This window comes from Pseudomonas sp. GXZC (assembly GCF_026967615.1).
Taxonomy (GTDB): domain Bacteria; phylum Pseudomonadota; class Gammaproteobacteria; order Pseudomonadales; family Pseudomonadaceae; genus Aquipseudomonas; species Aquipseudomonas azotoformans_A.
On record NZ_CP114115.1, the window covers coordinates 710508 to 724837 of the forward strand.

Annotated in this window: 11 protein-coding genes; 7 read left to right on the plus strand and 4 right to left on the minus strand. The window is 62.2% G+C overall.

Translation table 11 applies throughout. From position 1 onward, the window contains the following. Nucleotides 1-82: 82 nt before the first annotated feature. The 5 genes from OZ428_RS03340 to OZ428_RS03360 all read left to right on the plus strand — a co-directional run bounded on the left by OZ428_RS03340 (nucleotide 83) and on the right by OZ428_RS03360 (nucleotide 8449). Nucleotides 83-1009 (plus strand): NAD synthetase, encoded by a 927-nt coding sequence (locus OZ428_RS03340; RefSeq protein WP_269132692.1) that lies wholly within the window; start codon nucleotides 83-85, stop codon nucleotides 1007-1009. Then, complete coding sequence (locus OZ428_RS03345) at nucleotides 1009-1446, plus strand: hypothetical protein (protein WP_269132693.1); 438 nt, start codon at nucleotides 1009-1011, stop codon at nucleotides 1444-1446. Before OZ428_RS03340 ends, OZ428_RS03345 begins: the two co-directional genes overlap by 1 nt. Before the next feature lie 187 nt (nucleotides 1447-1633). Continuing rightward, entirely contained in the window at nucleotides 1634-4924 is a 3291-nt protein-coding gene (locus OZ428_RS03350; protein ID WP_269132694.1) for a transglutaminase family protein, read from the plus strand. A gap of 148 nt (nucleotides 4925-5072) precedes the next feature. Then, nucleotides 5073-7559, plus strand: a complete 2487-nt coding sequence (locus tag OZ428_RS03355; protein WP_269132695.1) for a circularly permuted type 2 ATP-grasp protein — start codon at nucleotides 5073-5075, stop codon at nucleotides 7557-7559. Continuing rightward, nucleotides 7559-8449: a transglutaminase family protein gene (locus tag OZ428_RS03360; RefSeq protein WP_269132696.1), complete on the plus strand. Its 891-nt coding sequence runs from the start codon at nucleotides 7559-7561 to the stop codon at nucleotides 8447-8449. Before OZ428_RS03355 ends, OZ428_RS03360 begins: the two co-directional genes overlap by 1 nt. A gap of 46 nt (nucleotides 8450-8495) precedes the next feature. Here the strand turns inward: OZ428_RS03360 and OZ428_RS03365 are convergent, their stop codons facing one another. Beyond that, nucleotides 8496-8678: a hypothetical protein gene (locus tag OZ428_RS03365; protein WP_033897398.1), complete on the minus strand. Its 183-nt coding sequence runs from the start codon at nucleotides 8676-8678 to the stop codon at nucleotides 8496-8498. A 332-nt stretch (nucleotides 8679-9010) separates the two neighbouring features. Here OZ428_RS03365 and azu point away from each other — a divergent pair, with 332 nt between their 5' ends. Beyond that, nucleotides 9011-9457 (plus strand): azurin, encoded by a 447-nt coding sequence (gene azu / locus OZ428_RS03370; protein WP_033897397.1) that lies wholly within the window; start codon nucleotides 9011-9013, stop codon nucleotides 9455-9457. A 58-nt stretch (nucleotides 9458-9515) separates the two neighbouring features. On the opposite strand, the gene nadE is transcribed toward azu, so the two are convergent. The 3 genes from nadE to OZ428_RS03385 form a co-directional block, all read right to left on the minus strand. Beyond that, nucleotides 9516-10343 (minus strand): ammonia-dependent NAD(+) synthetase, encoded by an 828-nt coding sequence (gene nadE / locus OZ428_RS03375; RefSeq protein ID WP_269132697.1) that lies wholly within the window; start codon nucleotides 10341-10343, stop codon nucleotides 9516-9518. Between the two features lie 3 nt (nucleotides 10344-10346). Next, entirely contained in the window at nucleotides 10347-11561 is a 1215-nt protein-coding gene (gene pncB / locus OZ428_RS03380) for a nicotinate phosphoribosyltransferase (RefSeq protein WP_012721934.1), read from the minus strand. Between the two features lie 103 nt (nucleotides 11562-11664). Beyond that, a complete protein-coding gene (locus OZ428_RS03385; protein WP_269132698.1) occupies nucleotides 11665-12561 on the minus strand; it encodes a LysR family transcriptional regulator in 897 nt (298 codons plus the stop codon). A gap of 154 nt (nucleotides 12562-12715) precedes the next feature. On the opposite strand from OZ428_RS03385, the gene amaB reads away from it, so the two are divergent. Further along, nucleotides 12716-14206 (plus strand): L-piperidine-6-carboxylate dehydrogenase, encoded by a 1491-nt coding sequence (gene amaB, locus OZ428_RS03390; RefSeq protein WP_269132699.1) that lies wholly within the window; start codon nucleotides 12716-12718, stop codon nucleotides 14204-14206. The last annotated feature ends 124 nt before the right edge of the window (nucleotides 14207-14330 follow it).

The following is a 14330-nucleotide window of genomic DNA, read 5'->3' on the forward strand; positions in this document are numbered from 1 at the left end:
GCCTTGTGCTGGCGTTTTGCTTTCTAGGCGCTGGGTGGGTGGTTTGTTAAGGTGGCGCCCATTCAGTTCAAGGAAGAAAAACATGGCTAACCCCCTGGCCGGCATCGGCATGGATTCCAACCGCTCACAGTTCATGGCGCGCCAGCGCATCGAAAGCCAACTGAACCTGCCGCGTATATTTGCCGCCATCGACGCCGACCCCAACATCGTCGGTGCAGGTGTGGTGTATATCGACGCCGACTTCAACGTTGTCACCCTTCGCGAATTCAAGCCGATTTGCAGCATCCAGCCCAAACGCATCATCGTGCGCGAAGCGCAAAAATACGTAGCACCTGCGCAGTTCGCCGATCAGGTGATGAATAATCCGCGCGAGTCGCGGCTGATCAGCGAAGCCTTCAACACCACCTTATCCTGCGGTGGCGCGGTGCTGGGCTGGCTGGTGATGCTCAGTGGCACCATCGCGGTGCCGTTTACCGGTGGCGCCAGCTCGGTGATCACTGTGATTGGCTACACCAGTGCCACCGCGAGTACAGCGTCCTGCCTGATGGGCGCGTTTCGGACCCGCAATGAGATCGTCAACCCAGGCATGAACGACTATCTGGACAGCGAAGAGTGGTACCAGAACGCGACCAAGATCATGGACGGCGCCGCTTTGGTGGGTGTGGGCGCCTCGGCATTGACTACGGTCAAGCTGGTCAACGTGGCGCGTGCATCCACCGGTAAATCCTTGCGCCAAGTGCTCAAGGGGCTCAACGGTCAGGAGCGGGAAAAACTGACCAAGGAATTGCTGAAAATCGCCGATCCGCAGATGTCGACCAAGATGCGCAAACTGCTGCAACTGCGCGGCGACTTGCCCAAGCGCTTCAGCCATACCCAGCTCAAGCACGCCACCATCGTGCAGATCGGCGATGCCTTCAGTGCAGGGCTGAGTGTCTGGGGCCTGGCGCGTTCGGATAACCCGGGCCAGCTCAAGACCCTGGCGATAGGCTTGTATGAGGAGCTTGAGTGATGAGTGGCGCACCGTCCCTGAAACCCTTTTTGCTGGAGCATTTTCCCTCGTTCATCGGCGTGATTCTCGCCGGTTGCCTCGGTGGTTCCGGTGCTATTTCCCTGGCGGCCAGCACCTATTTTGCCGACGTGCCCATGGGCACCAATGCCACGGTGTCCTGGTGTGTGGTGATTTTTGCCGCATTGTTCGTGGTCAACAGCAACTTCCTGGTGGTGCGCGGTCACGCCTGGGCGGTGTGGGGCATGGTGGGCTTTTTTGTGCTGTGTTTGCTGGTGGTATTGCCGACGCTGCAATACCGCCCGCACTGGTTTATCTACAGTGAAAGCCTGTTCTGGCCCTTGCTCGGGTTGTTGCTGCTCAACGGCAAGGGCTATCGTTCGATGGTGAGGAAACTGGTTGAGGTGCGTCGCGTGCGTGAGGCGGCCAAGTCGGCCTGACTGGGTAGATTCCCCACCCACCTTCACACCGACGCCACAAATATGTGCGTCACTTGCACCATGGCACCGCCGTTGGCGCTGTTTTGGTGCTGTACTGCACCGGGTCTTACGATAAAGCGCAATGACCGCCGCTCTGGCATAAGTCTTGCGCGCTTTGTTTCCATGCCCTGGCTCGCAGGAGGCCGCCGTGTCGATTCATGTCGCGTTGCACCACGTTACGCATTACCGCTACGACCGCGCTGTCGAACTTGGCCCACAGATCGTGCGCTTGCGCCCGGCGGCCCATAGCCGCACGCGGATTCTGTCCTATGCGCTGAAAGTGCTGCCCGAGCAGCATTTCATCAACTGGCAGCAGGACCCCCAGGGCAATTACCTGGCGCGGTTGGTGTTCCCGGAAAAGACTGACGAGCTGCGCATCGAAGTCGACCTGGTCGCTGAGATGGCCGTATTCAACCCCTTCGACTTTTTCCTCGAACCCTACGCCGAGAAAATCCCCTTCAGCTACGCCGCCGACGAGCAGCGTGAGCTGGCGCCGTACCTGGAAACCCTGCCGCTCACGCCCCGGTTCGCCGCGTACCTGGCGGGCATCGACCGCACGCCGCTGCCGGCCGTGGACTTTTTGGTGGGCCTCAACCAGCGCCTGGCGGCTGATATCGGCTACTTGATTCGCATGGAACCGGGTGTGCAAACGCCTGAGTTCACTCTGGAAAACGCCTCCGGTTCATGCCGCGACTCGGCTTGGTTGCTGGTGCAGATCCTGCGCAACCTGGGGCTGGCGGCGCGGTTTGTGTCCGGCTACCTGATCCAACTCACTGCTGACGTCAAAGCCCTCGATGGCCCCTCCGGCACGGAAGTGGATTTCACCGACCTGCACGCCTGGTGCGAAGTGTATTTGCCCGGCGCCGGCTGGATCGGCCTGGACGCTACCTCCGGGTTGTTCGCCGGTGAAGGCCATATTCCGTTGGCGTGTAGTCCCGATCCATCGTCCGCCGCACCGATCAGTGGGCTGGTGGAGCCTTGCGAGTGTGAATTCACCCACGAAATGTCAGTTGAGCGGATCTGGGAAGCGCCGCGCGTCACCAAGCCCTACACCGAAGAACAATGGCTGGCGATCCAGGCCCTGGGTCGTCAGATTGATGGCGACCTGCTCAAGGACGACGTACGCCTGACCATGGGCGGCGAGCCCACCTTCGTCTCCATCGACGATCCCGACGGCGCCGAATGGAACACCGCCGCCCTCGGCCCGGACAAGCGCCGACTGTCCGCCGAGCTGTTCCAGCGAATGCGCAAGCACTACGCTCCGAAGGGTTTGGTGCACTTCGGCCAAGGCAAGTGGTACCCCGGCGAGCAATTGCCGCGTTGGTCGCTCAATTGCTACTGGCGCCGCGACGGTGTGCCGATCTGGCACAACAGCGCGTTGATTGCCGATGAGCAAGAGGACTACGGCGTGGATGGCGCGCTGGCCGGGCGTTTCCTGGCCAGCGTCGCAGAGCGCCTCAAGTTGCCGGCGCGCTTTGTGTTCCCGGCCTTCGAAGACAATTTCTACTACCTGTGGCGCGAAGGCGCGCTGCCGCAGAACGTCACCGCCCAAGACCCGCGCCTGAGCGACGACTTGGAGCGCGAACGCCTGCGCAAGGTGTTCAGCCAGGGCCTGGATAAAGTCATCGGCCAAGTGCTGCCGTTGGCGCGCACGGCGGCCAATGACCGTTGGCAGAGTGGGCGCTGGTACCTGCGTGACAACCACTGCCGCCTGGTGCCGGGGGATTCGCCGTTGGGCTATCGCCTGCCATTGGCCTCGCAGCCGTGGGTGACGGCGGCGGAGTACCCGTTTGTGCACCCGACTGACCCGAACCAGGATCAGCCGGAGCTGCCGTCCACCGCGCAGCTGCAAAGCCACGATGAGCCCGCGCAGAACGATGAGCGTGTGCCCTTGGTGAACGAGTCCGCCGACTGGCTGACCCGCACCGCCCTGTGCGCCGAAGCACGGGAAGGGCGCCTCTATCTGTTCATGCCGCCCGTGGAGCGTGTTGAAGACTATCTGGAGCTGGTGGCCGCCATCGAAGCCACCGCTGAAGAGCTGCATTGCCCGGTATTGCTGGAAGGCTATGAACCACCCGCCGATACACGCCTGAGCAACTTCCGCGTGACGCCGGACCCAGGTGTGATCGAGGTCAACGTGCAGCCGTCCGCCACTTGGGACGAATTGGTGGAACGCACCGAATTCCTCTACGAAGAGGCGCGGCAGACGCGCTTGACCACCGAAAAATTCATGATCGACGGGCGCCACACCGGCACCGGCGGCGGTAACCACTTTGTGCTGGGCGGCGCGACGCCCAAGGACTCACCGTTCCTGCGCCGCCCCGATCTGCTGCGCAGTCTGATCAGCTACTGGCACAACCACCCCTCGCTTTCCTACCTGTTTTCCGGCCTGTTCATCGGCCCGACTTCCCAGGCACCACGGGTGGACGAGGCGCGCAACGACGCGTTGTACGAGCTGGAAATCGCCTTCGCACAAATGCCAGAGCCCGGCGAAGAATGCCCGCCGTGGTTGGTGGACCGCCTGCTGCGCAACCTGCTGATCGACGTGACCGGCAACACTCACCGTGCCGAATTCTGCATCGACAAACTCTACTCGCCGGACGGCGCCACCGGCCGCCTCGGCCTGTTGGAGCTGCGCGCATTTGAAATGCCGCCCCACGCCCGCATGAGCCTGACCCAGCAATTGCTGCTGCGGGCGCTGGTCGCGCGTTTCTGGCGCGAACCCTACGCGCCGCCGAAGCTGGCACGTTGGGGCACGGAGCTGCACGACCGTTTCCTGTTGCCGCATTTCATCGAGCAAGATTTTGCCGATGTGATCGTTGAGCTCAACGCCGCCGGTTATCCGTTGCGCGCCGAGTGGTTTGCCGCGCACCTGGAGTTCCGTTTCCCCAAAGTGGGTGACTACGCCGTCAGCGGGATCGAACTGGAGCTGCGCCAGGCCTTGGAACCTTGGCACGTACTGGGCGAAGAGGGTGCGGTGGGCGGCACGGTGCGTTACGTGGATTCGTCCCTTGAGCGCCTGCAAGTCAAGTTGACCGGGCTGCCCCCGCAGCGCTACCTGCTGACCTGCAACGGCATCCCGGTGCCGCTGCAAGCCACCGGGCGAGTCGGTGAGTTCGTCGCTGGCGTGCGTTACCGCGCCTGGCAGCCGGCCAACTGCCTGCAACCGACCATCCCGGTGCATGCGCCGCTGGTGTTCGATCTGCTGGACACCTGGATGCAGCGTTCGCTGGGCGGCTGCCAGTATCACGTCGCCCATCCGGGTGGGCGCAACTACGACAGCTTGCCGGTGAATGCCAATGAGGCAGAGAGCCGGCGCATGGCGCGGTTTTTCCGGTTGGGGCATAGCCCAGGGAAGCTCGACGTGCCGAGCGTGGTCGTGAACGATGAACTGCCGATGACCCTGGATCTGCGCCGCTTCCCCCATAAAAATGACTGAACGCGATCCCTCTGTGGGCGTGAGCTTTTGTGGTGAGCGAGCTTGCCTCGCGCGGGGCAAGCCCGCTCACCACAAAAGCCGGGGCCTACAGGGGATTTGCAGTGTTTGTTGAGTTAATCTGAGCCCCCTTGCCTCTGCCGAGCGTTCCATGTCCGACTTGCTCGACCGTTACCCGCTGACCGCGGGCACTTATCACGAACTGCTGGATGACAGCGGCGCAGTGCGTGCCCATTGGCGGCGCCTGCTGGACCACCTGCAGCGCAGCACGCCCGCGCAATTGGCCCAGCGTCAGGCATTGCTGACCCGGCAGATCCAGGAAAACGGCGTGACCTATAACGTCTACGCCGACCCCAAGGGCGCCGACCGGCCGTGGGAGCTGGACCTGCTGCCCCATGTGCTGGCGGCTGATGAATGGCAGCATCTGTCGGCCGGTATCGCCCAGCGCGCACGGCTACTCAATGCCGTGCTGGCGGATCTGTACGGCCCGCAGCGTCTGATCAAGGAGGGTTTGCTGCCGGCGGAGCTGGTGTTCGGGCATAACAATTTTCTGTGGCCGTGCCAGGGCATCCAGCCGCCGGACGGTGCGTTCCTGCACCTGTACGCCGTGGACCTAGCGCGCACGCCGGATGGCCGCTGGTGGGTCACCGCCGACCGTACCCAGGCGCCATCCGGTGCCGGCTATGCGCTGGAAAACCGCACCATCGTATCCCGCGCCTTCCCGGATCTTTACCGTGACTTGCAGGTGCAGCACCTCACCGGATTCTTCCGCACCTTGCAGGAAACCCTGGCCCGCCAAGCCCCAGGTGATGACCAGCCGCCGCTGATCGTGCTGCTCACGCCTGGCCGGTTCAATGAAAGTTACTTCGAGCACCTCTACCTCGCCCGTCAGTTGGGCTACCCGCTGGTGGAGGGCGGCGACCTCACCGTGCGCGACAGCACCGTATTCCTGAAAACCCTCAGCGGCCTGCGCCGGGTGCACGCGATCATGCGTCGTCTCGACGATGATTTCTGCGACCCGCTGGAGCTGCGCACCGACTCGGCCCTCGGCGTACCGGGGTTGCTGGACGCCGTGCGCCAGGGCAACGTGCTGGTCGCCAATGCTCTGGGCAGCGGCGTGCTGGAGTCCCCTGGATTGCTGGGCTTTTTGCCGAAGATCAACGAGTTCCTGTTCGGCGAAGCACTGATCCTGCCGTCCATCGCCACCTGGTGGTGCGGCGAAGCGCCGGTACTGGCCGAAGCGCTGGAGAAGTTGCCGGAACTGCTGATCAAACCCGCGTTCCCGTCCCAGAGTTTCGCGCCGGTATTCGGCCGCGACCTCAACGACGAACAGCGCCAGGCCCTGGCCGAACGCATGCGCGCGCGGCCTTATGCCTACGTCGCCCAGGAGCTGGCTCAATTGTCCCAGGCGCCGGTGTGGCACACCGTGGACGATCATTTGCAACACCGCGCCATCGGCATGCGCGTGTACGCCGTGGCCAGTGACGACGGTTACCGCGTATTGCCCGGCGGCCTGACACGCGTGGCGGCCGAAGCCGACGCCGAAGTGGTGTCGATGCAACGCGGCGGCGCCAGCAAGGACACCTGGGTGCTTGGCGAACGTGCGCCGGGTAATGAGCAGTGGCGCGCGCAACGCACGATTGGCGCCCACGATCTGGTGCGCCGCGATCCTTATCTACCGTCCCGCGTCGTGGAAAACCTGTTCTGGTTCGGTCGTTACTGCGAGCGCTGCGACGACAGCGCGCGTTGGTTGCGTATCGTGCTGGCGCGCTATGTGGATGGCGACGATCCGTTGGCTTTGCAGGCGGCCGTCGAGCTGGGCGAAAACCTGCGCCTGCTGCCGGAGGAGGGCGAATTGCCCGAACGCCTGCTGGCGGCCCTGCTCGGGGATGACTGGCCGTCGAGCCTGCGCGCCAACCTGCAACGCTTGCAGTGGGCGGCGTCGCAAGTGCGCGGCAAGCTGTCCCGGGAAAACTGGCAGGCCCTAGTGGAGTTGCAGCGCGAAGCCGTGGAGCTGGAAAGCGAGTCGCCGGATTTTGGCGAGTTGCTGGACTTCCTCAACCGCCTGGTGATGTCCCTGGCGGCGCTGTCCGGGTTTGCCCTGGACGACATGACCCGCGATGAAGGCTGGCGTTTCCTGATGATGGGGCGGCGCATCGAGCGTCTGCAGTTTCTGAGCAGCAGCCTGGCGGCGTTCCTGCGCGGTGTGGCGGTGTTCGATCAGGCCGGGCTGGAGTGGTTGCTGGAATTGGGCAACAGCAGCATCACCTACCGTTCGCGCTACCTCGCGGTGCCGCAACTGATCCCGGTACTCGACTTGCTGTTGCTGGACGAACAGAACCCCCACGCGGTGCTGTTCCAGCTCAAATTGGTGAGTCGCACGCTGCGACGTCTCAATGATGACTTTGGTGTGCCTCGGGAAACCGGTCTTGGCCCCTTGGTGGAGCGCCTGGCGCGATTCGACCTGGGTTGCCTGGAGAACCCGTTGTTCGGCGAAGCCAGCGTACGTGCCGCGCTGGAGGGCCTGGCCGACTTGCTGCAAGCAGTGGCCGATGAGAGTGGGCAAGTGTCGGATCGCCTGGCCTTGCGTCACTTTGCCCATGTGGATGATGTCAGCCAGCAAACGGTGTCGGTGTGATGAGTGCGCGCTACCAGATTTTTCACGATACCCACTACCACTACGACAGTCCGGTATCCCTGGCCCAGCAGCTGGCGCACCTATGGCCACGGCCGTGCGCCTGGCAGCGTTGCAGCTCGCAACAGCTGGATATCAGCCCGGAACCGACCTCGCGCCGCGATGAGCTGGACGTGTTCGGCAACCCGATCACGCGCCTGGCATTCGAGCGGCCGCATGATGAATTGCTGGTGAACGCCGGGCTGACCTTGGAAGTACTGGCGCGGCCGGCGTTGGATTTCCAGCAGTCGCCCGCCTGGGACCAGACCCGCGACAGCCTGACCTACAGCAGTCAACCGATGTCCGATGCGCTGATCGAAGCCTGCCGCTACCGCTTCGAATCGCCCTACGTACACCTGAAGAAAACCTTCGTCGAATTCTCCGAAAGCTGTTTTGCCCCCGGCAAACCGCTGCTATTGGGCGTGCAGGCGCTGATGGAAAAGATTTTCAGCGAATTCACCTTCGATGCCGAAGCCACCCAAGTCGCCACGCCGCTGGTGGAGGTGCTGGAGCGCCGTCGCGGCGTGTGCCAGGACTTCGCTCACCTGATGCTCGCCTGCCTGCGCTCGCGGGGCCTGGCGGCGCGTTATATCAGCGGTTACCTGCTCACCCAGCCACCGCCCGGCCAGCCACGGCTGATCGGCGCCGATGCGTCCCACGCGTGGGTCTCGGTGTATTGCCCGGTTTCGGGCTGGGTGGATTTCGATCCGACGAACAATGTGCAGCCGGCACTGGAGCACATCACCCTGGCCTGGGGCCGGGACTTTTCCGATGTGTCGCCGTTGCGTGGGGTGATTCTGGGAGGAGGGAGCCATGACCCGGAGGTACGGGTGACGGTGATGCCGCTGGAATAACAGTTGATTGTGCCGAGCCGGGAAGGCCGGCTCAGCACAAAGGAATTTATTCAGCCGGATCTTTTGGTGTTTCGGTCTCGTCGCTCGTTTCTTCACCATCAACATCGGCGTTCAGCCCATTGGCCTCTTCATCTGCAGCGGCTTTCTTGCGTTGCAGTTTTTCCTCTTTCTTCTGCTCCTTGGCCAAGTCTCTCTGACGTTTGGCGAAGGAGTAATTAGGTTTGGCCATGGGCGATCCTCTAGGGTCGAAGGTGAGGGTGGCGGCGCGCAGCTGCCTTGGGACGACATGGTAGCAGCTTCAGGGGGCGCTTGGCCTTCACTTACCGCAGGCGTAGGCGGCCAGCAGGCCGTTGAACAGTTGGTTGAGGTGCATGGCGCGGACTCCGATGGGTGATGAGCCGATCATAGCCAGGGGGTTGTACTTTGGCTGGTAGATTGTGTTGATAAGTCTGATAGCCTAAAGTTGTATACAATCTGTTGATTCAGATCATAAGAATTCCTGCCTGGTTCAGGCACCCTTGTCGCAATACGCGTTTTCTAAACCCTGCCTTGGAGATTCACATGTTTGCCAAACTCGTTGCTGTTTCCCTGCTGACTCTGGCGAGCGGCCAGTTGCTTGCTGCAGAGTGCAAGGTCACTGTCGACTCCACCGACCAAATGTCCTTCAACACCAAAGCCATTGAAATCGACAAAAGCTGCAAGACGTTCACCGTTGAGCTGACCCACTCCGGCAACCTGCCGAAAAACGTCATGGGTCATAACTGGGTGCTGACCAGCGCCGCCAACATGCAGCCGGTTGCTACCGACGGCATGGCCGCCGGCATCGACAAGGACTACCTGAAGCCGGGTGACGACCGCATCATCGCCCACACCAAGATCATCGGTGCCGGCGAGAAAGACTCGGTGACCTTCGACGTGTCGAAGCTGGCCGCCGGGACTGACTACGCATTCTTCTGCTCGTTCCCAGGCCACATCTCGATGATGAAAGGCACTGTGACCCTGAAGTAAGCCGACTCTTGTCGAAAAAAAAGCGCCTGTTCAGGCGCTTTTTTTGTGCTCGCTCATATCAAGGCGCAAACGGCATGACCCGCTTGTGCTCGGTCTTGCGATACGTGTCGCAGATGATCCTGAACGCGTCCTCACGCACCGGCTCACCGTGCAGGAAGGCATCGATCTCGGCATAGGTCACGCCGTGTGACGCTTCGTCCGGCTTGCCCGGCGACAGGTCTTCCAGGTCCGCCGTCGGCACCTTCTCCACCAATGATTCGGGCGCACCAAAGTGCCGCGCAATCGCACGCACCTGGTTTTTCACCAGCCCGCTCAACGGTGCCAGGTCGCACGCGCCGTCACCGAACTTGGTGAAAAAGCCCATCACCGCTTCCGCCGCATGGTCGGTGCCGATCACCAGGCCACCGGCTGCGCCGGCGATGGTGTACTGCGCCACCATGCGCATGCGCGCCTTGGTGTTGCCCAGCACGAAATCGCGGGACACTGCGGCCTTGCCTTCAAACGCCGCCACTTCATTGGCCAGGGCTTTGACGGCCGGTCCGATGTTCACGGTGTGGCGCTCGTCCGGCTCGATAAAATCTACCGAGGCGGTGGCATCGATTTCGTCGAACTGGGTTTCGTAAGGCAGTCGCACCGCAATAAAGCGGTAAGCCTCATCACCGCTGTTCTCACGCAGCTCTTTCACCGCGCGTTGGGCCAAGAGGCCTGCGGTCAGGGAGTCGACGCCACCGCTGATGCCCAGCACCAGCGTCTTGAGCCCGGAATTGCGCAGGCAGTCCTGGATAAAGGTCACGCGGCGGGCAACCTCGGCCTCAAGGGCGGCCTGGTCGTGGAACGGCGCTTGGACCTTGAGCTGTTCAGCAATCTCACGCTGTACGGCTTGCATGATTCACTCCTTGCTAGAGATGGCAGGTACTTTGAAAACATGACGCAAATAGGCGACGAAATTCGGGTCCGTGCAGTGGGTCTTGCCCGCTTCATCGGAGATCTTCGCGACGGGCTGGCCATTGCAGGCGGTCATTTTAAGCACGATGCTCATCGGTTCCACACCTGGAATGTCGCAGGTCAGGTTGGTGCCGATGCCAAAGCTCACATTAATGCGACCGCGCAGCGCACGGAAAATCTCCAGGGCCTTGGGCAGTGACAGGCTGTCGGAGAACACCAACGTCTTGCTCATCGGCTCGATGCCAAGCTTGTGGTAGTGGGCGATGGCTTTTTCTGCCCATTGCACGGGATCGCCGGAGTCATGGCGCAGGCCGTCGAACAGCTTGGCGAAGTACAGGTCGAAGTCGCCCAGGAATGCGTCGGTGGTGATGCAGTCGGTCAGGGCGATGCCCAGCAGGCCACGGTATTCGCGGACCCAGCAGTCGAGCGCGGCGATCTGGCTGTCGATCAGGCGTGGGCCGAGTTGCTGGTGGGCCATGATCCATTCGTGGGCCATGGTGCCCAGCGGTTTCATATCGAATTCACGGGCCAGGTGCACGTTGCTGGTGCCGACAAAACGCCCGGGGAAGTCGTGCTTGAGCACGCTGACCACTTCTTCCTGCACCCGGTACGAGAAGCGCCGGCGCGTGCCAAAGTCGGCCACTTGCAGCTCCGACAGTTCATCGCTGCTGGCATTGGCGGTCAGCCAGTCGAACTTGCGGTACAGCTGCTCGCGGGCCTGTTCGAGGATCACGGTCTGGTAGCGGTAGCGGTTGCGCACTTCGCTGACGATGGCCAGCATCGGCACTTCAAACAGGATCACATGCAGCCACGGCCCGCGCAGGCGGATGAACAGTTCGCCGTTCTCGATACCGGTCTGCACATAGCGCAGGTTGAAGCGGAACAGCCCGAGAAAGCGCAAAAAGTCCGGCTTCATGAAGCTGATGCGCTCCAGGAAACCCAACTGGTCCGGGCTCAGGCTCAGCTCGGCGAGGCGTTCGATCTGGTAGCGGATCTCCGCCAGGTACGGGCGCAGGTCTTCGCTGTTACGGCACCGGAACTCCCATTCAACTTCCACGTTGGGGTAGTTGTGCAGCACCGCCTGCATCATGGTCAGCTTGTAGAAGTCGGTGTCGAGCAAGTTCTGCACGATGCGATCGGCAAACACACTCTCGCTCATAACGGGAATCTCCAGACGGGTCGGCGATGGGCGCCGACCTTTACGCACAATTAAGGAAGGGGGCTAGTGGCGCATAGACGCGGGTCGGTTTGCCAGTGTTTTTTCAGTTGGCATCCACCTGCTCCATCATCCACTTCACAAAATCGCGCACCTTGGGCACCTCCGCCGAATGCTCGGGGTAGGCCAGGTAATAGGCATCCTGGCTCGGCATTGCATGCTGCCAGGGGATCACCAGCTTGCCGTCGGCCAGTTCCTCTTCCACCAGGAATCGCGGTAGCAGCGCCACACCACAGCCGACTTGGGCTGCACGAATGCACATATAAAAGGTGTCGAAACGCGGCCCATGATAGCTGTGCTCGGTCTGGTAACCCTGGCTGGCGAACCAGTCATGCCAGCCCTGGGGGCGTGAGGCGTTTTGCAGCAGCACCAGGTTGCTCAGTTGCGTGGGGTCGGTGAAGGGCTGCGCGGGCAAACTCTCGGGTGCGCACACCGGTACAAGCTCTTCGCTGAACAACTTCAGGCTCTCGGTGCCGGGGCGTGAGCCCTGACCGAAGTAGAACGCCATGTCGGCCTTGCCTTGCAGCAGCTCATCCGGTTCCTGTTCATTGCACAGGTCCAGGTGGATCTGCGGGTGACGCAGCCGCCAGCCCTTGAGGCGCGGCACCAGCCAGCGCGCGCCGAAGGTGTAGGGCGTGGACACTCGTAGCACCTCGGTTTCACCGCCGTAGGAGCGCAGGTAATGGGTGGACATCTCCACCTGCGTGAGGATTTTTCTCACTTCCACGAGGTACAGGTCGCCCGCCGGAGTCATCTGCAAGCGACGGCGCACGCGGCGGAACAGCAAGTGCTGCAGCAGCTCTTCCAACTGCGCCACCTGCTTGCTCACCGCGCTCTGCGTGAGGTTCAGTTCCTCGGCGGCGCGGGTGAAGCTCAGGTGGCGGGTGGCGGCTTCGAAGCACTGCAGGGCGGTGATCGAGGGCAAATGTCTTTTGTTCAGCACGGCGTGCCTCTTTTTATGCTTTGCATGAATAAACGGAATGATATCTCGCCTAATCGTCGTTTGTTGGCAAGTCTTGGGCCAGCTACAAATAAGGCCTGGATCGCCGTGTCGGTGGCGGCGCAATTTTTCTGTTTATAGATTGAAGGAGTGACCCATGGTTGCCGCATTGCTTGATCGTCTCGGGGTAAACCCGGCGCTGTACCAGTCGGGCAAGCAGCCCGTGCATTCGCCGATCGATGGCAGCCGTATCGGCAGTGTGCACTGGGAAGGTGCCGCCGAGGTGGAGCAACAGGTCAGTCGCGCCGAGCATGCATTCGAAGCCTGGCGCAAAGTGCCGGCCCCGCGCCGTGGCGAACTGGTGCGCCAGTTCGGTGACGTGCTGCGCGAATACAAGGCCGACCTGGGCGAGCTGGTGTCCTGGGAAGCCGGCAAGATCACCCAGGAAGGCCTGGGCGAAGTGCAGGAAATGATCGACATCTGCGACTTCGCCGTTGGCCTGTCGCGCCAGTTGTACGGCTTGACCATCGCCTCCGAACGCCCAGGCCACCACATGCGTGAAACCTGGCATCCGCTGGGCGTGGTTGGTGTGATCAGCGCGTTCAACTTCCCGGTCGCCGTGTGGGCGTGGAACACCACCCTGGCGCTGGTGTGCGGCAACGCCGTGATCTGGAAACCCTCGGAAAAGACCCCGCTCACTGCGCTCGCCTGCCAGGCATTGTTCGAGCGCGTGCTGAAAAAATTCGATGGCGCCCCGCAATACCTGAGCCAAGTGATCATCGGCGGCCGCGACGCCGGTGCTGCACTGGTGGACGACCCGCGCGTCGCGCTGATCAGCGCCACCGGCAGCACCCGCATGGGCCGCGAGGTGGCACCGAAAGTCGCCGCCCGTTTTGCCCGCAGCATCCTGGAGCTGGGCGGCAACAACGCGATGATCCTCGGCCCAAGTGCCGACCTGGACATGGCCGTGCGCGCCATCCTGTTCAGCGCCGTCGGCACCGCTGGCCAGCGCTGCACCACCCTGCGCCGGCTGATCGCCCATGAGTCGGTGAAAGAGGAAATCGTCACCCGCCTCAAGGCCGCCTATTCCAAAGTACGCATCGGCCACCCGCTGGAAGGCAACCTGATCGGCCCGCTGATCGACAAGCACGGCTTCGACAACATGCAGGACGCCCTGGAGCAAGCCTTGAGCGAAGGCGGCAAGGTGTTCGGCGGCAAGCGCCAGCTGGAAGACAAATTTCCGAATGCCTACTACGTCTCGCCGGCGATTGTGGAAATGCCCGAGCAAAGCGACGTGGTGTGCACCGAGACCTTCGCCCCGATCCTCTATGTGATCGGCTACAACGACTTCAACGAAGCCCTGCGCCTGAACAACGCCGTGCCTCAAGGCCTGTCGTCGTGCATCTTCACCACCGACGTGCGTGAAGCCGAGCAGTTCATGTCGGCGGTGGGCAGCGACTGCGGCATTGCCAACGTCAACATCGGCCCGAGCGGCGCGGAAATCGGCGGCGCGTTTGGTGGCGAGAAAGAGACCGGCGGCGGGCGTGAGTCGGGTTCGGATGCGTGGCGCGGGTATATGCGTCGCCAGACCAATACGGTGAACTACTCGCTTGAGTTGCCGCTGGCACAGGGCATTACTTTCGACTGATTCCTCAAGTCGAAGCGCGGTCAATGTGGGAGCTGGCTTGCCTGCGATAGCATCACCATGGGTATCTGATACACCGAGGTGCCTGCATCGCAGGCAAGCCAGCTCCCACATTTGATTGGGTTTT